Raw genomic sequence first — 22,912 nt, 5'->3', positions numbered from 1 at the left:
CACCCCCGCGCCGGTTACAGCTCGGGACGGACCTCTTCGACCGTATACACTTCCAGCTCGTCCCCTTCCTTGACGTCCTGGAAGCGCTCGATGAAGATGCCGCACTCCATGCCGGCGGGAACCTCGCGGGCGTCTTCCTTGAAGCGCCTGAGGGAGTCGATGCGGCCCTCGTGCACCACGGTGCCGTCGCGCACCACCCGCACCTGGGCACCGCGCAGCACCTTGCCTTCGGTGACGTAACACCCGGCTACGTTCCCCACCCTGGGCACGTGGAAGGTAGCCCGCACCTGGGCCCGGCCCAGGGACACCTCCCGCAGGGTGGGCTTGAGCAGACCCCGCATGGCTGCCCGCACTTCGTCCAGCAGTTCATATATGATGCGGTAGGTGCGGACCTCCACGCCTACCTGCTCGGCCGCCCGGCGGGCATTCACATCCGGACGGACGTTGAACCCGATCACGATGGCACCGGAGGCGAAGGCCAGCATGATATCCGACTCGGAGATGGCCCCCACGCCCTCGTGCAGGATTACCACCCGTACCTCGGGATGCTCCAGCTTCCCGAGAGCCTGGCGCAGGGCCTCCACAGAGCCCTGCACGTCAGCCTTGATCACCAGACGCAGCTCCCGTACCTCGCCCGCCTTCGCCTGGCGCATGAAGTCTTCCAGGCCCACCCGGCGCGCCTGCTGCTCCTCCGTGCGGTGGCGCAGCTGGCGCTGCTCCGCCACGCTGCGGGCCATGTGCTCGTCCGGTACCACCCGCAGGATGTCCCCCGCCAGGGGCACCTCCTCGAAGCCGATCACCTCTACCGGCATGGACGGTCCGGCCTCCTTGACCTGCCGTCCCCGGTCGTCGCTCATGGCCCTAACCTTGCCCCAGGTCAGTCCCGCCACGAAGGCGTCACCGGCGCGCAGGGTACCTGCCTGCACGATGACCGTGCCCACCGGTCCCCGGCCCCGGTCCAGCTTGGCTTCGATGATGGTGCCGCGGGCGGGACGGTCGGGGTTGGCCTTGACTTCCTGCATGTCCGCCACCAGCAGGATCATCTCGAGCAGCCGTTCCAGGTTCTCGCCGGTACGGGCAGACACGGGGACCATCACCGTGTCCCCGCCCCAGTCCTCCGGGATGAGACCATGCTCGGAGAGCTGCTGCTTCACCCGGTCGGGGCGGGCGTCGCCCCGGTCGATCTTGTTGATGGCCACCACGATGGGCACTCCGGCCGCCCGGGCGTGACTGATGGCTTCCACCGTCTGAGGCATGACGCCGTCGTCGGCCGCCACCACCAGCACGGCGATATCGGTCACCTTAGCCCCCCGCGCGCGCATGGCGGTGAAGGCCTCGTGGCCGGGGGTGTCGACGAATACCACCCGGCGGTCGCTCCACTCCACCGTGTAGGCGCCGATGTGCTGGGTGATCCCACCGGCCTCTTGATCCGTGACGCGGGTGTGGCGGATGGCGTCCAGGAGGGACGTCTTACCGTGGTCCACGTGGCCCATCACCGTGACCACGGGAGGACGGGGCCTGAGCAGGGCCTCGTCCTCGGGTTCTTCTACTTGCCGATCTTCCACCAGGAGCTGCTCCTGGGTGACTTCGGGCTCCTTGACCTCGGCTCCGAACTCGGTGGCCACGATCATGGCGGTTTCGCGGTCCAGCTCCTGGTTGATGGTGGCCAGCACACCCATCCCCAGCAGCTTCTTGATCACGTCTGCCGCCGGTACGTTCAGCTTCTCAGCCAGATCCTTGACGGTAAGAGGACCGCGTACGGTCACCTTCCTGGCCACCACCGGCCGGCGCTCCACCCGGGCCGGCGCGGGGCGGCGATAATGACTGAGACGGCGTACGCCTTCTTCTTCCTCCTGGCGTTGCCAGGGCTCCACCCGGCGCGGAGGCGCCTTCTTCCCCGGCTTGGCCGCAGGCTTGCCCGGGGCCACAGCGGGAGCCGGCGCCCCCCGGTATCCGGGCCGCATCCCCCCGCCGGGCCGGCCCGGCCCTGCCCCGGGACGACCCATCCCGCCCGGCCGGCCCGGACCTGCTCCCGGCCGGCCCGGACCTGCTCCCGGACGGCCCGGACCTCCCGGCCGGCCGGGTCCTCCTCCGGCCCAACCAGGCCCACCGCCAGGGCGACCTGGAGCACCACCCGGACGACCTGGAGCACCACCCGGACGACCTGGAGCAGCCCCGGGGCGACCCCAGGCCGGTGCAGGTCCACCTTCACGCCTTTCGGGAGCCCGCTCGTACGGCCTCCGCTCCCCTTCCCGCGTGCGCACCGGGGTACCGGCACCCTGCCGCCACGAGGGAGCGACCGGCCGCACCACGGCATCCGGCTGGCGCTCGGGAACGGCACGCGCTGGCGTCTCGCCCGGCGCCGCCCGCTCCGCAGGAGCCACCCTCGCCTCGGCCGGCCGCGCCGCCTCTTCGCGAGCAGGTACCGTCCCCGCCGCCGGGGCTTTGGCCGCAGGTCGAGCCGCTGTCTCTGCCCGGGGCCGAGCTGGTGCCTCCGCCGCAGGACGCGCCGGCGTCTCCGCCGCAGGCCGGGTGGGGGCCTCTGCCGCAGGCCGTGCTCCTGTCTCCGCGGGCGCCGCCGGTTCGGCGGCACGGGCGGGAGCTTCGACGGGCCGACCAGGGGCTGCAGTCTCCGGTGCCCTCGCAGCCGGGGCCTGCGCTGCCCCCACCTTAGGGGCGGGGGCGGCAGGCGCAGCCGGTCCGGCCGGCGCTCCCGCCGGTCTGGCGACCGGTCCCGCCGCAGGCCGCGGTGCCGTGCCCTGCAACGGGCGAACGCCGGTGGGCGGGACCGCGGGAGCGGTTGCCGCCGGGGCCTGACGAAAGACAGGACGGACGGCCGCTCCCGGCGCAATCTCCCACTGCCCGCCCGCAGGAGCCGCGCCTTCATCGGCGGGGCGCCCTGCGCGCCTGCCCCTGCCCCGCTGGGGACCCACCGCCACCACTTTGGGCTCGGGGGGCGGGGGAGCCGCCACCACCCGCGGTCCCGGTTTGGGCTTGGGTGCCTTGGGCCTGGGCCTATCCTTGCGCTCAAGGGGCACGCGACCCTCGATGATGTCCGTCACCAGCTGAGTGGTGGCTTCATCCATGGTGCTCATGTGATTGCGGGCGTCTATATCCAGATGTTGGAGGACATTCAGGATTATCTTGGAATCCACATTCAGTTGTTTGGCCAGCTCATAAACTCGCATCCACACACCTCCGAAATCAATGGGGCAGGCATCCTGAAGCGGCACCGGGGCTCTCGCGCACCTTCAGGCGCACGGTCTCCAGCACCTCCGGGGACATCTCTCTGCCCAGGGCCTTCTCCAACCTCCTGGTCTTCACCGCCTTCTCCACACACCCGTGGTCGGGGCAGACGTACACCCCCCGCCCCGACTTCTTGCCCGTGGGATCCACCAGCACCTCGCCTTCGGGGGTGCGTACTATGCGCACCATATCCCGCTTCGGCTTCATCTCCTGGCAACCCACGCACATGCGCATGGGGACGTGGCGGCGCTTCACTCGCTCACCCCCTGAGCCTGGGACTCGCCCTTGATGTCCACCTTCCACCCGGTGAGCTTGGCGGCCAGGCGGGCGTTCTGCCCCTCGCGGCCGATGGCAAGGGAAAGCTGGAAGTCGGGGACGATGACGCGCGCCACCCGCGTCTCTTCATCGCAGTACACCCGGATGGCCCGGGCCGGGCTGAGGGCATTGGCCACGTAAATCTCCGGGTCCACGTCCCAGCGGATGATGTCCAGCTTCTCCCCCTTCAGCTCATTGACGATGGCCTGCACCCGCATGCCCTTGGGCCCCACGCAGGCACCGATGGCGTCGACGTCCGGGTCACGGGTGTACACGGCCACCTTGGAGCGGGAGCCGGGCTCCCGCGCCATTCCCTTGATGTCCACGATGCCGTCGTGGATCTCGGGAACCTCCAGCTCGAACAACCTCTTCAGCAGACCGGGGTGGGTGCGGGAAAGGATGATCTGGGGCCCCCTGGTGGTCTTGCGCACTTCCAGTACGTAGCACTTGAGCCGGTCGCCCTGGCGGTAAACCTCTCCCGGTATCTGCTCCGAAGGGGGCAACATGCCCTCGGTACGCCCGAGGTCGATCATCACGTTGCGGTACTCGTGCCGGTGCACGATGCCCGTCACGATGTCGCCCTCGCGGCTGGCAAACTCCTCGTAAATCAGCCCCCGCTCCGCCTCTCTGATCTTCTGCAGCACCACCTGCTTGGCGGTCTGGGCAGCGATGCGGCCGAACTCGCGGGGAGTCACCTCGTGCTCAATGACGTCGCCCACCCCGTAGGCGGGATCGCTGGCGCGAGCCTCCTCCAGGGCTACTTCCTGGCGGGGGTCGGCCACGTCTTCCACCACCTGACGGCGGGCAAAAACCCTGATAGCCCCGGTACGGGGATCCACTTCCACCCTTACGTTTTGCCCGGCGCCGAAGTTCCGCCGGTAAGCGGAGATGAGAGCCGCCTCTATGGCCTCGGTCAGCTTTTCCTTGGGAACCCCACGTTCTCTCTCGAGTTGCTCAAGCGCAGTCACCAGTTCACCGTTCACATCGGGCCCTCCTCAGATCTCTGCCACCAGGTGCACCCTGGCTACCTGCTGGCGGGGGACCAGCACCTCCTGTCCGTCCATTTCCAGATGAACCCCGTCTTCCTCCAGGCCCAGGAGCGTGCCTTCCAGGCGCTTCTGCCCCTGCACCGGTGCGTAGGTGTGCACGGCCACCCGGCGCCCCCGGAAGATGGCGAACTCCTCATCCCGGCGCAGCACCCGGTCCAGCCCGGGCGAAGACACCTCGAGGACGTAGGTCCCCGGGATGAGGTCGGCCGCGTCCAGCATGTGGCTCAGCTCCTCGCTCACCCGCGCGCACTCGTCGAGCAGGATACCCCCGGGCCTATCCAGGATCACCCGCAGCAGCGACCGTCTCCCCCGCGGGGAAAACTCCACATCCACCACGGACAGCCCCATGGGGGCCGCGACCTGGCGGGCCATGCCTGCCACCTCAGCCTCCAGCTCCCCTCGCTTCACGCCGCTCACCTCCGCTCAGGCCCCCCAAAAAACTGGGCCTGCCGCAGGAGCGGCCGACCCCCGACCTACCCGCTTTGGGCACCTGCGCCGATACGCGCAAAGAGTGGGTCGTGAAACCCACTCAGCAGCGCCCGGAGATCCATCGGCGCCCAGGCGACCGCACTACACCACTGGCAGTATAGCACATCCGCCCGGCCCCCGCAACCAGCCCACACCGCCCCTGCCCACACCGCGCCCAGTGCTGCACACCGGGAACCCCCGTTTGGAAAGCCCGCCCCGTACCCAATCTCTCGGGCCGGTCTCGGGGTGATGCTGTCTACGCCCGTCCTGCCTCGCGAAACCAGTCCACCGTGTCAGCCAGGCTCTCCCGGAGCGGACGCGGGCGGTACCCCAACTCCCGCGTGGCCTTGGCGTGCGAGACGTGAGAGTTACTGCTCAACACGTAGAGCGACTCCCGGGTGATCCGCAGCCCTCCTCCTATCACCGCCGCCCACAGGGAAGAAACGTCCGCCACCACTCGGGCGCCCCAGGTTGGAAGACACAGCCGCGGCGCCGGTACCCCCGTTATCTCCGCCAGCCACTCCATCATCTGCCGCACCGTGATGCGCTCCCCCGAGAGGATGTAGTTCTCTCCCCGGCCCCCCTGCGCGCAGGCTGCCAGGTGGCCCTCGGCCACGTCCCGTACGTCTACGAAGTCATAGGCACCCTCCACGTACGCCCACAGTCGCCGTCTCATGAAGTCGAGGATCAGCCGGCCCATATCCGAAGGCCGGAAATCGTACGGCCCGATGACACCCGTGGGACTCACCACCACGGCATCCAGGCCCCTCTTGATCCCCTCCAGGACTTCCCGTGTGGCCAGGGCCTTCGACTTCCCGTAATGCGAAGGTATCCGGTCCGGATCAGGCGGCGCGCTCTCGTCGATGGTCACCCCCTCGGGCGGTTCCGCCAGGGCATGTATGGAGCTGGTGTAGACCAGCCGCTCCACTCCGCACGCCAGACATGCTTGCACGACGTTGCACGTGCCCCGCACGTTGACCTCATACAGGACACGGGCGTATCGGGGCAGAAGGGCAATGACCGAGGCCAGGTGGTACACGACCCGGGCCCCGCGGAAAACACGGTCCAACACCTCCCGGTGCCGCACATCCCCCTCGCTCAACTCCACGTCCAATCCCTCCAGGGAGCGCAGGTCCTCACCGGGCAGGACCAGACACCGCACCTCCTCCCCCCTGGCCAGCAAAGCCCGCACCAGCGTGTTGCCGATGTGACCCGTGGCACCCGTGACCACAACCACCAAACAAACCCCCTTTGACGGTCCCCCGCAGGGTGCGTAAGCATTGTACCTCTGGCACTCTCGTTTCGCCAAGCAGAACCAGTGATTTGCACCAGGGCGCGCATGCTGCGGTGCGCCAAGGGATAACCTTGCATCACAATTGAACCTCATGCTGCCGGGAAGGCCGGCAGGAACCGTACGAACCTGCTGTCGAACCAACCTGCAGGCCGGTATCCGCGGTCACGCGAAAATGCGACCCGCCGTTCACCCCCGGGCGGGCAGCCGGGAAGGGAGTGGGCTATGGTGGAAACTGCGGACGTCGTAATCGTGGGCGGCGGCATCATGGGCTGGTGCACCGCCTACAACCTGCTGGTGGGCGGATTACGGGGCCGCGTGGTGGTCATGGAGCGGGACCACCTGCGCCGCCACGCCTCTACCTGCCTGGCGTTAGGGGGTTTTCGCCAGCAATTCGGTACCGAAATCAACATCCGCATCGTCCGCCACTCGGTCTCGTTCTACGAGAGCTTCGCTGAACTCATGGAGACGCCCGACGGCCGGCCGGACATCTGCCTCCGCCAGAGGGGATATCTTTTCCTCGCGAGCGAAAAGACCTGGCCGGCATTCCTGCGGCGTCACGAACTGCAGGCCCGCCTCGGCGTAGAGGCCACGCTGCTCACTCCCCAACAGGCAAAGGAACTGGTGCCCGAACTGGACCTCGAAGGAGTGGTGGGGGCCGCATTCTGCCCGCGAGACGGATACCTGGACCCCTACGCCGTCCTCCAGGGGTTCGAGGCAAAAGCACGGCACCTCGGCGCGGAGTGCATATATGAGGAAGCGGTCGCCATCGAGCGGGATGCGGCAGGCGCAAAGTCAGTGCGGACGACGGTGCGCACCATTGCCACCCGCACCGTGGTAAATGCAGCAGGTGCTTGGGCGGGAGAACTGGCTCGCCTGGCGGGGGTGGAGCTGCCTGTCCGGCCGTGGCGCCGCCAGGTGTACGTTTGTCGAGTGCCGGCCGCCGCCGGGCGTGAGTTCCCCATGGTGGTGGACATGACAGGCGTGCACTTCCGCAGCGAGACGGGAGGGCTCATCGTCGTCGGAGGCGCCACTTCGAGCGACACCGTGACTTTCGACGCGACATGGGATCGCTCCGCATTCGTGGACGAGATATGGCCCGCCCTGGCCACGAGGGTGCCGTGCTTCGATACGCTCCGCCTGGAAAACGGATGGGCCGGCCTTTACGACGAAAACCCCATCGACCACAACGCCATCATCGGCTGCCATCCGGAGCTACCCGGGCTTTACTTGATAAACGGGTTCTCCGGCCACGGATTGATGCAGGGACCGGCGGCCGGCAGGGGTCTCGCCGAACTAATCATATGGGGTGAATACCGCACGGTCGACCTTTCCGAACTGAGCCCGGCCAGGTTCACCACCGGGAGACTGATCGTGGAAGAAGCGGTCATATAATTGGCCCGGCTGCACGCCAAGGTCTCGCCGCTCCTGGCCTACCCGGTCCGGTTCGCCTCGCAGGCGTGCGCTTCGGGTCACGGCCGACCATCTCCGGCAGATCATGCAACGGGCTTTATCCCTCACCACTGCAAGCAAGAGCCTTTCCCTCCCGGACGGCGGCGACGAACCGCCTTGCAGTATCCGTGATGCGTTCCCATTGCCCCTGCCGAACCGCATCTTGGGGGATAAGCTTGCCCCCGGCTGCCACAGCCCGGGCGCCAGCTTGCAAGAACGCTGCCGCATTCGAAACATCTACGCCCCCCACGGCAACCAAAGGGATACCGGGCATGGGCCCCTGCAGTTCGTGGAAATAACGGGGGCCCAGCACGCAAGCAGGGAAAACCTTGATCAAATCCCCGCCAGTTTTCCAGGCAGCATGAACCTCGCTGGGCGAAAAGGCACCGGGAATGGACGTAACGCCCATGTCCAGGCAGGCATGAACCACTTCCGGGACGAAGACAGGCGAAACGATGAAGCACGCGCCAGTCTCCACGGCGCGGCGAGCCTGTTTGACCGCAGTCACGGTTCCCATCCCCCAGAGAAAGTCCGCGCTTGAGATCTCCAGCGCCTTCTCCAGCAGGCGGGGAGCCCGATCGTCGTCCCATGTTATCTCGCACATGCGCACTCCCCCCAGGGCCAAGGCCTCGATGACCGAAGGCAAGCACTCCTCAGGGATTCGGCGCAACACGGCTATGATTCCGGCTGCCGCTACACGTTCGCTCACTTCTGTCCTTCCCAAGTAACAATTCCCTCCCCAGTCAGCGCTGACCGACCCTACCTCATTTCTTCGTGGACCGCTCGATCGAGCGGTAATCGCCGCCCTCAGCCAACCTGCATAATACAGCGCAGCGCGACAACACCCCGATGGACACGCCTGCTGCGACCGAGCTGAAGGACATCCCTACCCGCGGTGGTACAAATGTGCAGCCCCACCTCCTTTCGGTGGCGCATCTGCACGCACGGAGGCCGTATTCCACCCCAACAACAGTGAACGCCCCCGCAGGCGCAGGGGCGTGCCGCCATGGAGTTGTCCAGAACGCTCGGCTCGAAGCCGGCTCGCCCCAGCCTCCCCGCCAGGGAGGGGAACACGCCGGCAACGTTATCAGACGCAAGGTCATGGCCTTATCAGGCCGCCCGACCGCTCATTCTCGACGCCGCAACCACCCTGGACGTCGGTAAATGAACGCTCAAAGCAGCCTCGCCAGTTCGTCTGCCGTCAGCCCGGCTTGATCCAAAATGCTCTTCATGGTCTTGGGCTTCAGCACCCGACTACCGTGGACTGGCACAGTAACCAGCAAACCTCCGCCTGGAGGCTCAAGGTAGTGGTGACTGCCACGAACGTGCACCAGTCTGAACCCGCCCCGCTGTAACGCTCGCACCACGTCCTTGCCGGAGACGCGGGGCAGCCTCGTCATACCGCAACCTCCACCTCGCCTATCAGGAGACGTACGTCTTCTGAAGGTACCGCTCTGCCCTGCTTCCTGAGTGCTTCAAGATACCCCTCAATCGCCTCCCGGATATTGCCAAGGGCTTCCTCAACCGTATCCCCCTCGGACAAGCACCCCGGCAACGCTGGCACCGTTACCGTGTAACCTCCGCCTTCCTCGTTCCATTCCAGCAGAACCTTGAACCTCGCCTTCAAAAGGCTCACCTCACCTCGTAGTGTATCACACCGGTTTCTGCGCTCAAGAGAGCCCCATCAAACAAGTACCTGCCGGCCCGAGAGCTGCCATGGCCTCCTACCTGGCACAGTGCGGTTCTTCGCAGGAGCTTCCCCCCGGGAGACAGGGCACCACCCCGGGCACACCAGAGTTCGGGGTCCTCCCCTGCTTACCCCTCCCACCCGGGGTCATCACATTACTAGCCGGTGGTACCGCTTCGGATCTCGGCCAACAGTTTCCCTGCCACCTGCCTCGTCTCCGCATTCGCACCCCCACCGGGGCCCAGCAGCGAAACCAGGATCTCCTCCGCCTCGGGCGGATCGCGCCGCCTAATCTGGGCCTCCGCCACCACCTCTATGAGGACGCGCAGGACCGGGTTCACGCCCCTGACCTCCGTGCCTCCGGGTAGTCCCACACTGTCTCCGCGGCTCTTCATCTCCGCGGTCCTGCCCGCCGACGAGGCCTGGACGGCGGAACCCGCTTGGCCGCTACACCGCCGACGGCATCAGCGGCAACCGGAATGAAGCCGGGCAGCGGCTTCCGCTTCAGAAAGACCCCCTTGTACTTGCGCATCAGGGAAGCCAGGTCCTTTTCGTTGTCCCAGGCGTCCTTCCCGAAAATCTCACCGAACACCAGCCGGGCATTCTCCGGATACCTCTCCACCACCTTGCGGAAGGGCAGCGGCGAGATGCTGTTGCTCCAGAGGTACCGCATCACCACGTCGCGCCGCTCTTGGGCGCTGAACGATTCCGGCTTGGCGAATACCTCAAGGAACCTGCCAACTCGGCGTAAAAGTTCAATCCCTCCTCAGGATCCATCACGATCCCCACCGTCTCGCAGTCCAGCAATCCCTCCGGGACCCTCGTGCGGGGCCGAGTCCCCTGCGCCAGGGCCCGCCGCCGCTCCTCAGCGGACATCCCTTCGAGCAGCCGCAGGTTCCACCACTCCAAGAAAGACCCCAGTGTCTCGGCGACCACCCCCGGCGGCACAACCACCACGTCCGACCCAAAGTACTCGACGAACTCCTGTTATCTTGACGTCGGGATAAGCTGAGATGGCGGAGCACTACGGGGCTGTGGTGATCCCCGCCCGGCCCAAGCACCCCCGCGACCGGGCCAAGGTGGAGGCGGGGGTGCAGGTGGTGGAGCGGTGGATCCTGGCCGCCCTGCGCCACCGCACCTTCTTCAGCCTGGCGGAGGTGAACCAGGCGATCAGGGAACTGCTCGAAAAGCTCAACGACGCGCCGTTTCAGAAGATGGAGGGGAGCCGCCGCACCCTGTACGAGACGGTGGAGAAGGCGGCCCTCAAACCCCTGCCGCCGCAGAGGTACGAGTTCGCCCAGTGGAAGAAGGCCCGGGTGAACATCGACTACCACGTGGAGGTGGAAGGCAATTACTACAGCGTCCCTCACGGGCTCATCAGGGAGCAGGTGGAGGTGCGCTACACGGCCACCACGGTGGAGGTCCTGCACAAGGGGCGCCGCGTGGCCAGCCACCCGCGCAGCTACCGCAAGGGGCAGTTCGTGACCGATCCCGAGCACCGCCCGCATTCCCACCGGGAGCATCTCGAGTGGACCCCGGATCGCCTTGTCCGATGGGCTGAGAAGGCGGGCGAGAACACGGGGCGGCTGGTGCGGAGGATCATGGAGTCCAAGCCCCACCCCGAGCAGGGCTACCGGTCCTGCCTGGGGATCATGCGGTTGGGCAAGCGCTACGGCGAGGAGCGGCTGGAGGCCGCCTCAAGAAGGGCCCTGGCCACCGGCGCCATCTCTTACCGGAGTGTGAAGTCGATCCTGGAGAACAAGCTGGACAGGTTACCGCTCGAGTCCCCGCCGGAGGCTCGGGCGGTTGGGGAGCACCCCAACCTGCGGGGCCCCTCGTACTACAGCGGGGAGGGGTCATCGCATGCTTGACCAGCAGACGGTTGCCAGGCTGCGGGAGATGCGGCTTGACGGGATGGCGGAGGCCTTCCTGGCCCAGGCACAGGAACCCGACGTGCAGGGTCTTTCCTTCGAGGAGCGCTTCGGCCTGCTGGTGGATCGCGAATGGAGTTCCAGGCAGGACCGGCGCCTGGCCAGGTTGCTGAAGGCGGCCAAGCTGAGGCTGCCCGCGTGCATGGAGGACATCGACTACCAGGTGCCCCGCGGCCTTGACCGCGCGGTCATGCGGAGCCTGGCCACGGGCAATTGGATCCGGGCTCACCAGGGGGTCATAATCGTGGGCCCAACCGATCCCACGACATGATGCACCACCTCGCTACATCGGCTTCAAATCTAGCTTTTGCTGATCGGGGTGGTGTGGTAGCGGACGTTTCCCGCCCTGTTTGATGCCTGCCACCGCCTGCCTAACCGCTTCCGATTCCAACGAGTGTTTTTCGATCATCCAGGGCGCGCAAGGTACTACCTGCCTGGCGGGGAGTACTCCCTCCAGAATGAGCCGATGCACTGACGTCGGGCTGACCCCCAGGAGGGAGGCAGCATCCTTCATCGTGAGCCACTTTGGGTTTTCTCCGTCGTCTGTAAACACCGGTATCCCGTGCTCGTTCCGGAGAGATCTCACCCTGGCCTCGGTCCAGGTGTTACCCTTGCCCGTTTTTATCCCCAGCCGGTTCAGGATGGCCGCGATGTCCCGGTCACGGGTCACCTTGGCCAACTCGCGCACCACCTCGACCGCTTTCCGGTCCGTCCGGAAGCGGTGCTCGCCGGTGCGGTTCTTCTTTACGAGGAGCCGGGTATGGTACCCGCCCGCCCAGCGGATCACCAACTCTACCACAGCCCTCTCCTCGTCCACGTCAGCGATGATCTCCTCGATCACCGTCCGCACCAGGCGCTTCTTCGTACGCATGTCTGTAAGAGGATTGTTCCAAACGCTCTGCAGGTCCTCGGAGAGGGAAAGAAGTTCCTCTCGCTCGTCCTCACTCAGGTTCGCATCCGATGGGAGCAGACGGCAGAGTTCTTCCTCGAGCCGCCTCACTTCCTCAAGAGCCGCATTCCAGCGTCGCTCAAGCTCTGAGGCCACCAAGCGGTTCTCCGGCTCCACCGCATCGTACTGCCGCCGTGCCCGGTCCGCCTCATACCGGGGCTGCCGCAAGGCAAGTTCCAGGGCAGCGCGCCTTTCGTCGCGTGAGGCCTCGAGCTCGGCCAGCGCATCCAGGGCTGCCTGGACCGCCGCAGGTTCAACCACCTTCAGTAACTCACGTTCAACGGCCCGGTCAACCGCTAGCCCCCCGAAGGAGATGCACCGTTCCGCACCGTGGTTCACTGATGCGCTGTTGCACGCATAGCGGACCACGTTGCCATTGGCCCCCGTATAGGTGACGTGCAGCTTACGGCCACACCTTGCGCACCGCAAAAGGCCAGACAGAAGGCTCTTTCCTGTAAGAGCGGGCCCCCTGGTCATGGTGTGCCGTCTCACATTGTTTTGACCGGCTTGTCTCGGATTGAGATAACTTTTTCGGGCCACGAAGAAGGCTGCCCCAGGGGAAGGGCAGCTGCCGATCCGAGTTCAGTTGCCGTTTAGGTCCTGGATCACCCGTAGTACCAGCTTTTGGTCGACCAGCTCCTTCTGCTCGATGAAGGCGGCGAGCAGGGAATTGGCGCACACGTGGTTGACCCGCCTGGGGATGCCGCGGGCGTACTGGAAGATTTCCTCGATGGCCTCCGGTGTGAAGAGGGGCGAGGTACGCCCGGCGGCCTTTAGGTGGTGGGCGATGTACTCCCTGGTCTCCGGGGCGGTGAGCCCGCGCATGTGGTACCGCACGGTGAGCCGCTGGGTGATGTGGTCGTAGCAGGAGAGCCGGAGCCTGTCCCGCAGGGGGGTCTGGCCGACGAGGATGAGCGCCATGGGGCAGGCGCTGTCCATGTCGAAGTTGGTGAGCAGCCTGAGTTCCTGCAGGGTAGCCTCCGGGAGGAGGTGGGCGTCGTCGATGACCACCACCGGGGTCTTGCCCTGCTCGAACACCGACCACAGGGTCCCGGCGAGCTGGTTGACGGTGTCCGACTTGTGATACCGGGGCTCTACCCCCAGGGCCAGGAGGAGCTGGCGGTACAGCCCGCGGGCGGGAAGGAGGGGGTTGGGCAGATACAGCCAGCGTGACCTGATGGGGTCCAGGGCGGCGCGCAGGGCCCGCAGGCAGGTGGACTTGCCCGAGCCCACGTCCCCGGTGAGGAGGGCCATGCCACGCTGCATGACGGCCCAGTTCAGCCGGGCGAGCGCCTCCAGGTGGTCCTGGGAGGGAAAGAGCTGGTCCGGGGGAAGGTCCCGGCCAAATGGCGTGCGGGTGAAGCCGAAGAAGCTCTCGTACACGGTGCTCACCTCCGTGCCCGTTTCCTGATTTCCTCAAGGTAGCTCGAGATGTGCCGCCCGGTGCCCAGGTCGCGGCAGGCCCGTTCCAGGGCCTCCCGGCAGAGCTTCAGGTCCAGGGGGCCGTAGGTGGCCCAGAACTCGCGGGCCTCGTGGGTTTCGGCCTCGGTGAGGTCGCGGCCCAGGCCCAGGTGCAGCAGGGCAAGGAACGGGGCCACTCCGCCCGTGCCCCCGGGAAGCGGGTTTTTGGGCAAGTCGGAAAAGCGCAGGCGCTCGACTTCCTCGGCGAGGCGGCGGTCGTGCTGGGCGCGCAGGAGCTTGAGGTAGCTCATGCTGAGCTGGGTGGGTGCCGGGGCGGTCTCCGTGCTGCGGGAAAGGGAGGTTTTGTTGAGGACCAGGGGGACCGCCACCTGGTAGAAGCGGCCGTCCACCCACACCTCCACCCGGGTGAGGTCGAAGGGGTCGTAGCGCACCTCGACCTTTTTCCGGTCTCTGAGTTCGGGGTCCACCTGGTAGCGGTTGCCCCCGATGCGGATGGTGGCGTCCTTCCGCACCGTGCGCGTCTCCCGCGTGAGGAAGAGGTTGGCCAGGGCCACGGGGTCGGGCAGTCGGGGCGGCTTGCGGAAGTAGCGGTCCCGGGGAGGCTCGCCCGTCTCCGAGTGGGGCCTTCGGTGGTAGTCCTCCTCCAGCCACGCCCAAAAGTAGGCGTTGGCCTCCTCCACCGTCTTGACCTCTTCCCGGGCCACCAAAAGGCGCAGCTCCGGGTAGACCTCGTTCTGCGCGGTCTGGTTGAACCGTTCGACCTTCCCGCGCGCGGCCGGATTCCTCCTGCGGCCCAGGATGACCCGGATGCCCAGCGCGGCGCAGGCGGCGCGGAAGTGCCGGGAGACGTGGATGCTGGCCCGGTCCACGTAGATGGCCTGCGGGATGCCGGCCTTGGCCAGGGCCTGGCGCATGCAGTGCTCAAGGCGCGGCATCTTGCCGTCCGGGTAGAACTGGGCGTGGGGGCAGTAGCGGCTGTGGTCGTCGATGACGAGGAACAACACGGTCTTGCGGAACTTCCCCGGCCGCCTGGGGTCGGGGAGGAAGATGCCGTCGGCCTGGTCGATCTGCCACAGTTCCCCGGGCTCCTCCCGCTCGAAGCGCTGGTAGACCCGGCGCGACCCCGGCTGCCTGCGGGTGAGGCCCAGGGCGCGCAGGTGCCGGTGCAGGGTGGCCCGGGAGACTGACCCTTTGGCTACCCCGGATGCCTCAAGCATGCGGATGACCTGGGTGACGGAGCGGGCGGGGAGCTCCCGCTTGAGCTTTGCGGCCCGCTCGATGAGGGCGGGGTCCAGCGCCCGCGGCCTGCCCCGGTCCTCCCGGGGTTTGGGCTTCAAGGCCTCGAAGCCCCCCTTGCGGTAGCGGGCCAGCCAGGATTTGAGCGTGGAGACGGAGAGTCGCACCTTCTCCCCGCCGGGTCCCTCCCACTCCTGGGCGGCCAGGCGCTCTAAGATGCGGGCCTGCTCGCCCCGGGGGAGCTTCCTCTGCAAGAGCTCCGCGATGCAACCGTAGCGGAACAGGGCCACTTCCACCCTGCGTTCCTCGTCGTCCACCCCTCCGGTGCCTCCCGGTCCCGAGCCTACCACCGGGGGCCGGTAGCCGAAAACTTCAGGTTTGGTGGGACACGGGCGCCCCAAAGGGGGGTTTCCGCACGGCGAATGTCTTCCTGGTTCCGGTACGGGAACCACCCCGACCCAGGCGCTGTCTTCCGTCCGAACCGCTTACTGGGTCAGGCGGCAACATCTGGGCGGGAAAGGGACGGGGCTCCCCCTGCCGGGGTGGTCAGAACCAGACGCCGATGGGTTCGGCGTTGATGAGGTGCACGTTGGCAAACTCGAGGGGCTGGCCGGTAGGGAATGCCAGGTGGGGGCTTGGGCGCTGGCAGGCGAGGTAGAAGGCGGCGATGGCGGCGTCAAGCAGCTTCAGTTGGTCCCCCGTGAAGGGGCGCAGGAGGGTGTCCAGGTCGAGTTCGGGGTCAAGCCGGCGGGCATCCCGGGAGAGTATGGCCACCGCGGTTTCCGCGAGGTCGCGGATGCGGCGTAGCCAGCGCTGCAGGGTGGGGAGGGAAACCTCTGTGATGTTGTCGGCCACCTGGCGCCAGGAGCATCGCTGCAGGCGGAGGCGGAATGCCCGGTCGACCAGGGCCATCAGGCAGGGCCGGTGGGGAGCGAGGAAGCTCGGGAGCACGGCGTGGGTTCTCCGGCACCTGGGGCAGCGTAGCCTGTGGATCTGGACGCCGATCTTGCGCCAGTACCAACCGTGGCTATGCAGTCTGTGCCTGCACTTTGGGCACTTTCTGGGCAGGGCCCGGCGGGCCTCCTCATCCCCGGCCCTGTACCGCTCCCACCAACTTATGTACTCGTTGACGTCAGATCCCAGGTTCGTTACGATGATCAATGCAGACTGGGTTCCACCAGGTGCAGGCAGGCCTCTTGCGTGGGTGGTGTGTCGGCAAGAGGCCATGCCTTTTCTGGGTTCGGTGAAACCCAGCGGGGCAATTCCCCTCAACGAGAGGTTTTTCCTCTTCGGCCAACTCAATGTGAGACAAACCAGCCCCTTCAGGCTAAATCAATGCGAGACAGCACACAAACCGCGATGCTGTCTCCCGCCGTCTGGTGAAACGGCTCGAATCGCTCGGCTATCAGGTCGAACTGAAGGACCTGGAGGCTGCCGCCTAAGAGCGGGTGATCTCGATTTTCGGCGGAACAGTACACCCCCGTGCTCTCCATGGCCACGTGAGTGCACCCGGCCCGGGAGAGCCAGTCCGAAAGCATGAGGATGTCCCCGGTCATCGTCCGCAAGGTCCGCGTCTCTTTGTTCGGCTTGCCGGGCCAGGTACGATAAGGCATGCGGTGATCATCTTCTTGGGACATCCAGGCCCGCGCACCGTTCGTACATCACTGCCATCTCTAACGCCCTCCTCGAGCCGGCGGAGCGCCCCGGAGCCCTTGGATTCTCCCTTGCGTGCTCACGGGCACAGTCGGTGCCTCCCAGGGGGCGCTCCGGTCAGACTCCACCCTCGGGCTCACGGCACCAGTGAACCACCGACCTCCCGCACCGGCACCTTTGCACCGATTGTACCATCAACGCCCCGTTCTGCGATGGCTGTCCACGTGTCAAGCCGAGTTACGTCTTTGGCCTCGGCCGGCAAAACCTTACCGCTCGTCGACCAGCCGGCCCCGCCCCACCACTACCTTCCCCCGCTTCACCACCCGACTGACAGGGGCGCCTCCCATACGGGAGGGAACGTGCCCGTAGCCGGGCACAGCAAAGACCACCACGTCCGCCTGCTTCCCCTCCTCCAGGCTGCCCAGCTCTTCACCCCGACCCGCCGCGTGGGCGGCGTTGACAGTCGCCGCCACCACAACCTCCTCCGGCTCCATCCGCATCCCCGCACACGCCAGCCCCATGACCAGAGGCAAGGACGAGATGGGACAGGTGCCGGGGTTGAAGTCCGTGGCCAGGGCCACCGCCACCCCCGCCCGGATCATGTCACAGGCCGGCGCGTGCGGCTCCCCGGGCAATAAAGCCGTGCCCGGCAGGGACACCCCCCAACCACTCCTGGCTTGGCCATGCGGCTTCAGCCCTCCGGGCGGGACCGGAGGAGGTGATCAGCGGAACCCGACAGGTTCATGAAATCCCGATCCTTCAGGGAGTGGTAGAGGCAGCTTCATCGTCCCCGCCGGCCGGGGCCTTCACAGTCTGCTCGTTGCAGGCAAGGTGCATGCGGTGAAGGGACATCAGCCACGAGACGACAGCTTCCCCTCCCTGGTTCTGATTGACCCCCATGTGGTGGATGCCATCAAAGCAACCGCCCGTGCTGAGATCACACAGGGTACTGTGGACGTCGTTGCTCCCCAGAAACCACGAGAAGCATCTCTCCATGGCCGCCAGCCAGCGCTTCTCCCCGGTGGCCCTAAGAGCTTCGTAGCAGGCGTCCATCAGGGCAGGTATCTCGACAGGCTGCTGGTCGAACCGGGCACGCTGCCGCCCCCTGCGGTACCATCCGTCTGTCCCCACCAGGGAGATGTGGCCGTCCTCCGGGTCCGTCTGAAGGTCCAGGAGCCAGTCCAGCGCCCTGAGCCCGCCCGTCAGCAGGCTATCGTCCCTCAGGTATGAACCCGCCGCGATCAACGCTTGGGGAAGACGCCCGTTGTCGTACGTTACCACGTCCTCGAACCAGATCCAGTCGGCGGTGGAGTTCTCCCTCAGGAGCTGCGCCAGCCACGAGGCCTGGTGGGCCGCCAGGGTCCAGGTTTCGGTGTCGCCAGCGAAGTGCCGGAGATATTCGACGCAACCGAGGACGACGTAGGCCGAGGCCCGGGGTGACCTGATGGCAGCCGCGGGTGAGCGAACGCGGTTGAAGAGCCCCAGTGCCAGCCTGAACAAAGGCTCCACGCGCAGGTAGTTCACGCAGTAGCCCAGGGCCCAGAGGGTCCGCCCGTGGCAATCGTCGGAACCTGCCTCCTCCAGCCACCTGCGGTCATACGACATGAAGTTCCTGACCCTGCCCGTCTCAGGGTCGACCGCGTGGTTCACGAAGGCCATGTACGTATGAACGAGCGGCCAGATACTCTCATCGGCCACAAGTTGCCAGTTCATGCAGGCCACCAGCAAAGCCCGGGCATTGTCGTCCGTGGAGTAGCCGTGGAACCGGTTGGGCGTCGAGTGGCAGGCGTGCTGTAAGAGACCCACGTCGTCGGTGAGGGTCCTCAGATGTCCCAGGTTCACTTCGGGCAGGGCAGGGTGATCCGTCGCCTTCGCCCACCGGCGGGCCTCGGCCGCCTGAGGGCCGTATGCTCGGAAGGCGTCCACGAACACCTCCATGTACGACCGGGCCACGACGGGCCAGGTCATCCTGCGGCCGAAGGCGTAGGCATTGCTGCGCATGCCATCCCGTAGCACCTGGTCCGCGAGGAGCGCCCTTAAACCGTCCGCCATGGCGGCGGAGTCCCGAAAGGGGACCAGCACTCCCCGGCCCTCCGCCAGGACCTCCCGGGCGTACCAGTAAGGGGTGGAGACAACGGCTTTCCCGCAGGCCACCGCATAGGCCAGGGTGCCCGAAACGATCTGCTCCTCGGCCAGGTAGGGAGTAAGGTGGATGTCGGCAGACACCAAAAACTCCAGGAGCTGTTGCTCGGATACAAAGCGATTGTGGAACATCACGTTGTCCTGGAGACCTCTCTCTTTTACCAGCCGCTCGAGGGAAAGGCGGTAGCTCTCGCCGTGGCGCTTCTTGACCTCAGGGTGGGTGACCCCCAGCACGACGTAGAGCAGATCGGGGAACTCCTCAACCAGGCGGGCCACGGCCTCTATGGCATACTCGATCCCCTTGTTGGGGCTCATCAGCCCGAAGGTGAGCAAGACGCGCCGGCCTTCGGTTCCGCTGGACTTCTTGTAGAAGGCAGGGTCCAGGAACGGTACGTCCGGGGCGCCGTGGGGGATCATAACGATCTTTCCTCTGGGCACGTCGAACACGTCCACCAGCATGTCGACGGCCTTCCCGGCCTGCGCCACCACCGCAGTGGAGAGGGCGCACACGGCTTTCAGGGTGGCGCGTTGGCCCGGGGTGGGGCGCTCCAGCACCGTGTGAAGGGTGGTCACCACCGGCTTCTTCATGCCTTTCAGAAGGTGGAGGACAAGGTTTCCGTCCTCCCCCCCGAAGATGCCATACTCATGCTGGAGGGAAACCACATCCACAGAAGACAGGTTCAGGAACTCGGCCGCCTCGCGGTAGTCGGTCCACCGGTGCGCTCTGATCTGGAGGCGCACCTCCGGAGGGTAGTCCCCGTGGTACTGGCCGGGCTCCATGGCTACTACCTGTAAGCGCGCGTTGTTCGCCTCGCGGTCCTCCCCGAACTCGCCCAGGGCTCTCAGGCTGTTGAACAGGTTCTGGGAGAACACGGCCAGACCGCACTGACGCGGGGGATAGGTAGACACGATGGCCACCCTGGGAACTCTGGTCATGGCCCCACCTCCTCGCTCGGCCCTGCCTGCTGGCCCGACCGCTCCGTCTACTCGGGGGACCGACACCTACTCATGTACTCGAGCACCTCGTCTTTGTGAGCAAAGGCCAGACATATGGCCGTGTCGGCCGCGCCGTAATATATCCTCAGTTCCCCCGTGCTCTGGTCAACGATCGCCCCCGTCGGGAAAGTCACGCCCGGCACGTCCCCCACGTGCTCATACCTGTAACGGGGGCCGAATACCCACTCCTCGCTCCTCCGGATGACCCTCCAGGGCTCGTCCAGATCCAGCAGGGCAAGACCTACCCGGTAAAGGCTGCCTGATGCCGTCACCCGCACCCCGTGGTACATCACGAGCCAGCCCTGGGGCGTTTCTATGGGAGGAGGTCCCAGGCCCACCCTCGAGCTGTCCCAGGAACCCGGCCTGGCGGGTATCACCATCCTGTGGTCCCCCCAGTGCTTGAGATCGGGAGAAAACGCCATCCAGATGTGGGCTTCGCCCCTGATGATGGGCCGGTGCATCAGCACAAACCGGCCGCCAACCCGCCTCGGGAAGAGGGAGGCATCCTTGTCCTCCGGCGGCAGAAGCGGCCCGTGGCGCCTGAACTCCACAAAGTCCCTGGTGGTGTACAACGAGACCACGGGACCTCCCCTGGAGAAGGTCACGCAGGTCACCGCATACTCCCCCAGCTCCTCCACCCACACTATCCGCGGGTCCTCAATGCCCCAGCGCTCCTCCAGGCAGGAGGGGTCCGGCTCAAGGGCCGGCCGCGAGGACACCTCCCAGCCAGACCTCCCGTCCGGGCTCCTGGCAACGGTGAGGTGCGAATAGCCCCTCATGTCTTCGACCCGGGCCAGGAGGACTGTCTGGCCACCACACTCCACGGCACCCGGGTTGAAGACCGCATTTGCCGGATAGGGCCAGTCTTCCCGGGTCAGAATGGGGTTCCCCTCGTACCTCCGGAACAGGGAGGTGGGATCAAAGTCACGTCGGCACGGGCCGGACATCCTGGCAACCCCCTCATTCAAGGCGTCTCCCCCAGCAACCACCGCTACCCAGAGCCGGGCTCCTTCCAGCAGCAACTATCAAGCTGCCTCTTCCTCCCCCACCACATCAGACCAAAGCTCGCCAGGGCCACAACCAGCGCCAGCGGCTGCGTCACCGTCAGCCACCCCGCGATGTGCGGCACATCCCTGACAAACTCGACTCCAAAGCGGATCAGCGAATAGCCACCCAGATACGCCAGGAACACATGGCCCTTCAGCCGCGCCAGCCGGGGCCCCAGCATCCACAACACGGCGAACAGGGCCAGGTCCAGCGCCGCCTCATACAGCTGAGCGGGGTGGCGAAGACCGGGAGCAAACCGGGTCCTTGCACCCCACGTCCCACCCGTCAGGACCCCCCAGCAGCAGCCATTCAGAAAGCACCCCACCCGGCTGACGGCCGTCGCCAGCGCGATGCCCGGGCTCCCCCCATCCAGGTACGGGGCCACACCCACCTTTCGGGCCCGCGCGACGAGCCAGGCCGCCAGCACTCCGCCGGCAAGCCCCCCATACAGGGAAAGCCCGCCCTCCCGAAAATACAGCAGCCGCCGCGGGTCGGCAGCGTACCACGACCACTCCGCCGCCACATAAAGCAGCCGCGCCCCCACCATCGCCCCCACGATCACATAAGGGATACCTTCCAGGTAGAGGTACGGGGCCATACCAAAGCGCCGGGCGTTGCGCTCCGCCACCAGGACCCCGATCAGCACGCCCGCCGCGAACAGGATCCCCCACGTGTACACCTCGAAGCCGCCTACGCGAAACGCTATGGGGTGCACTGCTTTCCCTCCCGCCCCAACTCTCCCCTGCGCTGCCCTGTGGTCTGTGGTCCTGCCTCCGTGGGGCGCCGAGGCCAGGGCTCAGGGACAGCGGATGATGTCCTGCGCCCAAAGGCAATCGGCGCAGGAAGGGTCTCCTCCCCAGCAGTCCCTGTTCTCCGACCGGTAGTCGCAGGTCTCGCCCAGCGCACAGTCAACGCACGAGGGGAAATCGTAACGGCGCACCCTGCTTCTGAACTTCACATACTCTTCCGACATCCAGATGGCCAAGAGATCCTGACTCCCGAGCTCCCCCAGGGTGTAACGCCGCACACACTTGGGCTGGCCGAAGATGAAAAAGGTGTAATTGTGCGAGAGGGGAATGCACGAGCTCACCTTGCCATCCCAGCCCACCACCGCCGCCTGAGTCCCCACGAAACGGCAGCGGCGGGCCGCGCCCCACGCCATGCGGGGAAGGTCGACCGTGCCCCAGGTGAACCACTCTCTGGCCGCAGCCGCCCACACCAGGGCGGAGGCATCAGGCCGCAGACTGCCGCTTTCCGCGGGGCGCATGGGTGCGTTCGGACCGGTGTAGAGAATCTCGCCGGCCATGGCACGAGTGTAAGGAAGCAGGTTGGTCACCAGCAGGGACGCCGCTCCCCAGCGCCTCGCGAAGCGGGGCATGTCACGCAGGTCCGCCAGGTTGCCGCGCATGGCCACAAACTCCAGCACCAGGCGAGGAAGAACACTGCCGGCTCGCGCCTTGGCCCGGCCCAGCGCCTCCAGTCCTTCTTCCAAGGCAGCTAACGAGGAGCCGCGGATCTCTCCGTACCGGCCGGGGTCCGGGCTGTCGCAGGACACGACCAGCTCGTCCACCTGCATGGCGACGAGCTCTCCCGCCAGCGTCCTGAGATCAGATCCGTTCGTGGAGATGGTGACCTTCAACCCTGCCCCTTTGACGAGAGCAATGGCTTCCATGACGCCCGGGTGGAGGAAGGGCTCACCGATGCCCCCGAAGTGGACCCGTTCCAGCTGGGACTCGCGGACCGCCCCGGCAATGACCTCGCGCAACAGGTCAACGGACATATCCCCCACGGGCTCGTCCCACGATCTCCTCACACATGCTACGCATCCGCCCCGGCACCGGCTGGTCAACTCCACGTACAGCCTGCGCAGATCCGGGCGTGCGCGGTGAAGCAGGACTCCCCCTTCGATATCCTCCCTGTACACCCGCTCGGCGAGCACGCCAGCTCCGCTCCTCCCCGCTTCCCCCGGCGATGGGTGGAAACACCCCCACCTCATCCCCGTCCTCCAGCACCCTGTCGGGTTCCGCC

General features: G+C 66.4%; 22 protein-coding genes and 1 pseudogene. 3 read left to right on the top strand and 20 right to left on the bottom strand.

The annotated features are described in order from the left end of the window. Nucleotides 1–14 precede the first annotated feature (14 nt). The 5 genes from infB to QME70_08250 all read right to left on the bottom strand — a co-directional run bounded on the left by infB (nt 15) and on the right by QME70_08250 (nt 6,315). The gene (infB, locus tag QME70_08270; GenBank protein MDI6894587.1) at nt 15–3,188 is read right to left on the bottom strand and encodes a translation initiation factor IF-2; all 3,174 of its coding nucleotides are present in this window, start codon (nt 3,186–3,188) and stop codon (nt 15–17) included. Nucleotides 3,189–3,204: 16 nt separating this feature from the next. After that, the gene (locus QME70_08265; GenBank protein ID MDI6894586.1) at nt 3,205–3,480 is read right to left on the bottom strand and encodes a YlxR family protein; all 276 of its coding nucleotides are present in this window, start codon (nt 3,478–3,480) and stop codon (nt 3,205–3,207) included. A gap of 17 nt (nt 3,481–3,497) precedes the next feature. Beyond that, entirely contained in the window at nt 3,498–4,544 is a 1,047-nt protein-coding gene (gene nusA / locus QME70_08260; protein ID MDI6894585.1) for a transcription termination factor NusA, read from the bottom strand. A 12-nt stretch (nt 4,545–4,556) separates the two neighbouring features. Beyond that, complete coding sequence (gene rimP, locus QME70_08255) at nt 4,557–5,018, bottom strand: ribosome maturation factor RimP (protein ID MDI6894584.1); 462 nt, start codon at nt 5,016–5,018, stop codon at nt 4,557–4,559. Nucleotides 5,019–5,334: 316 nt separating this feature from the next. Then, complete coding sequence (locus QME70_08250) at nt 5,335–6,315, bottom strand: SDR family oxidoreductase (protein ID MDI6894583.1); 981 nt, start codon at nt 6,313–6,315, stop codon at nt 5,335–5,337. A gap of 282 nt (nt 6,316–6,597) precedes the next feature. On the opposite strand from QME70_08250, the gene QME70_08245 reads away from it, so the two are divergent. Continuing rightward, nucleotides 6,598–7,764 (top strand): FAD-binding oxidoreductase, encoded by a 1,167-nt coding sequence (locus QME70_08245; protein MDI6894582.1) that lies wholly within the window; start codon nt 6,598–6,600, stop codon nt 7,762–7,764. A 115-nt stretch (nt 7,765–7,879) separates the two neighbouring features. Here QME70_08245 and eda read toward each other — a convergent pair whose 3' ends face one another. The 5 genes from eda to QME70_08220 all read right to left on the bottom strand — a co-directional run bounded on the left by eda (nt 7,880) and on the right by QME70_08220 (nt 10,187). Beyond that, on the bottom strand, nt 7,880–8,530 hold the full coding sequence (gene eda / locus QME70_08240) for a bifunctional 4-hydroxy-2-oxoglutarate aldolase/2-dehydro-3-deoxy-phosphogluconate aldolase (protein MDI6894581.1): 651 nt from the start codon (nt 8,528–8,530) through the stop codon (nt 7,880–7,882). 463 nt (nt 8,531–8,993) lie between these two features. Further along, nucleotides 8,994–9,221: a type II toxin-antitoxin system HicA family toxin gene (locus QME70_08235; protein MDI6894580.1), complete on the bottom strand. Its 228-nt coding sequence runs from the start codon at nt 9,219–9,221 to the stop codon at nt 8,994–8,996. Further along, complete coding sequence (locus QME70_08230) at nt 9,218–9,448, bottom strand: type II toxin-antitoxin system HicB family antitoxin (protein MDI6894579.1); 231 nt, start codon at nt 9,446–9,448, stop codon at nt 9,218–9,220. Before QME70_08230 ends, QME70_08235 begins: the two co-directional genes overlap by 4 nt. 218 nt (nt 9,449–9,666) lie before the next feature. After that, entirely contained in the window at nt 9,667–9,849 is a 183-nt protein-coding gene (locus tag QME70_08225) for a hypothetical protein (GenBank protein MDI6894578.1), read from the bottom strand. A gap of 50 nt (nt 9,850–9,899) precedes the next feature. Continuing rightward, nucleotides 9,900–10,187, bottom strand: a complete 288-nt coding sequence (locus tag QME70_08220) for a hypothetical protein (GenBank protein MDI6894577.1) — start codon at nt 10,185–10,187, stop codon at nt 9,900–9,902. Between the two features lie 331 nt (nt 10,188–10,518). Here QME70_08220 and QME70_08215 point away from each other — a divergent pair. Next, a pseudogene (locus tag QME70_08215) lies at nt 10,519–11,289 on the top strand (IS21 family transposase). 82 nt (nt 11,290–11,371) lie between these two features. Beyond that, complete coding sequence (locus QME70_08210; GenBank protein MDI6894576.1) at nt 11,372–11,710, top strand: ATP-binding protein; 339 nt, start codon at nt 11,372–11,374, stop codon at nt 11,708–11,710. A gap of 12 nt (nt 11,711–11,722) precedes the next feature. Here QME70_08210 and QME70_08205 read toward each other — a convergent pair whose 3' ends face one another. The 10 genes from QME70_08205 to QME70_08160 all read right to left on the bottom strand — a co-directional run bounded on the left by QME70_08205 (nt 11,723) and on the right by QME70_08160 (nt 22,880). Continuing rightward, nucleotides 11,723–12,649: a helix-turn-helix domain-containing protein gene (locus tag QME70_08205; protein ID MDI6894575.1), complete on the bottom strand. Its 927-nt coding sequence runs from the start codon at nt 12,647–12,649 to the stop codon at nt 11,723–11,725. A 321-nt stretch (nt 12,650–12,970) separates the two neighbouring features. Then, a complete protein-coding gene (locus tag QME70_08200) occupies nt 12,971–13,771 on the bottom strand; it encodes an AAA family ATPase (GenBank protein MDI6894574.1) in 801 nt (266 codons plus the stop codon). Between the two features lie 5 nt (nt 13,772–13,776). Continuing rightward, nucleotides 13,777–15,363 carry a Mu transposase C-terminal domain-containing protein gene (locus tag QME70_08195; protein MDI6894573.1) on the bottom strand — a complete coding sequence of 529 codons (1,587 nt, stop codon included), beginning with the start codon at nt 15,361–15,363 and terminating at the stop codon, nt 13,777–13,779. A gap of 229 nt (nt 15,364–15,592) precedes the next feature. Continuing rightward, nucleotides 15,593–16,273, bottom strand: a complete 681-nt coding sequence (locus QME70_08190) for a DUF6431 domain-containing protein (GenBank protein MDI6894572.1) — start codon at nt 16,271–16,273, stop codon at nt 15,593–15,595. Between the two features lie 95 nt (nt 16,274–16,368). Continuing rightward, nucleotides 16,369–16,611, bottom strand: coding sequence for a hypothetical protein (locus tag QME70_08185; protein ID MDI6894571.1), 243 nt, complete (start codon nt 16,609–16,611; stop codon nt 16,369–16,371). A 354-nt stretch (nt 16,612–16,965) separates the two neighbouring features. Next, on the bottom strand, nt 16,966–17,358 hold the full coding sequence (locus QME70_08180) for an amidohydrolase family protein (GenBank protein MDI6894570.1): 393 nt from the start codon (nt 17,356–17,358) through the stop codon (nt 16,966–16,968). 100 nt (nt 17,359–17,458) lie between these two features. Further along, complete coding sequence (locus tag QME70_08175) at nt 17,459–19,777, bottom strand: glycosyltransferase family 4 protein (protein MDI6894569.1); 2,319 nt, start codon at nt 19,775–19,777, stop codon at nt 17,459–17,461. Nucleotides 19,778–19,824: 47 nt separating this feature from the next. After that, on the bottom strand, nt 19,825–20,784 hold the full coding sequence (locus QME70_08170) for a glycosidase (protein MDI6894568.1): 960 nt from the start codon (nt 20,782–20,784) through the stop codon (nt 19,825–19,827). A 44-nt stretch (nt 20,785–20,828) separates the two neighbouring features. Continuing rightward, nucleotides 20,829–21,599 carry a prolipoprotein diacylglyceryl transferase gene (locus QME70_08165; GenBank protein ID MDI6894567.1) on the bottom strand — a complete coding sequence of 257 codons (771 nt, stop codon included), beginning with the start codon at nt 21,597–21,599 and terminating at the stop codon, nt 20,829–20,831. An 81-nt stretch (nt 21,600–21,680) separates the two neighbouring features. Beyond that, on the bottom strand, nt 21,681–22,880 hold the full coding sequence (locus QME70_08160; GenBank protein MDI6894566.1) for an SPASM domain-containing protein: 1,200 nt from the start codon (nt 22,878–22,880) through the stop codon (nt 21,681–21,683). Between the last annotated feature and the right edge of the window lie 32 nt (nt 22,881–22,912).

The sequence above is a fragment of the Bacillota bacterium genome (assembly GCA_030019365.1).
Lineage (GTDB): Bacteria > Bacillota > Sulfobacillia > JACIYH01 > JACIYH01 > JACIYH01.
This window is presented reverse-complemented; position numbering and strand designations above follow the sequence as displayed.

What these genes read in the sequence shown, in the direction of transcription:
- QME70_08190 (MDI6894572.1), bottom strand. Translation starts at nt 16,273, where the DNA reads ATGGCCTCTTGCCGACACACCACCCACGCAAGAGGCCTGCCTGCACCT.
- QME70_08160 (MDI6894566.1), bottom strand. Translation starts at nt 22,880, where the DNA reads ATGAGGTGGGGGTGTTTCCACCCATCGCCGGGGGAAGCGGGGAGGAGC.
- QME70_08170 (MDI6894568.1), bottom strand. Translation starts at nt 20,784, where the DNA reads ATGTCCGGCCCGTGCCGACGTGACTTTGATCCCACCTCCCTGTTCCGG.
- QME70_08265 (MDI6894586.1), bottom strand. Translation starts at nt 3,480, where the DNA reads ATGCGCATGTGCGTGGGTTGCCAGGAGATGAAGCCGAAGCGGGATATG.
- infB (MDI6894587.1), bottom strand. Translation starts at nt 3,188, where the DNA reads ATGCGAGTTTATGAGCTGGCCAAACAACTGAATGTGGATTCCAAGATA.
- QME70_08235 (MDI6894580.1), bottom strand. Translation starts at nt 9,221, where the DNA reads ATGACGAGGCTGCCCCGCGTCTCCGGCAAGGACGTGGTGCGAGCGTTA.
- QME70_08175 (MDI6894569.1), bottom strand. Translation starts at nt 19,777, where the DNA reads ATGACCAGAGTTCCCAGGGTGGCCATCGTGTCTACCTATCCCCCGCGT.
- QME70_08210 (MDI6894576.1), top strand. Translation starts at nt 11,372, where the DNA reads ATGCTTGACCAGCAGACGGTTGCCAGGCTGCGGGAGATGCGGCTTGAC.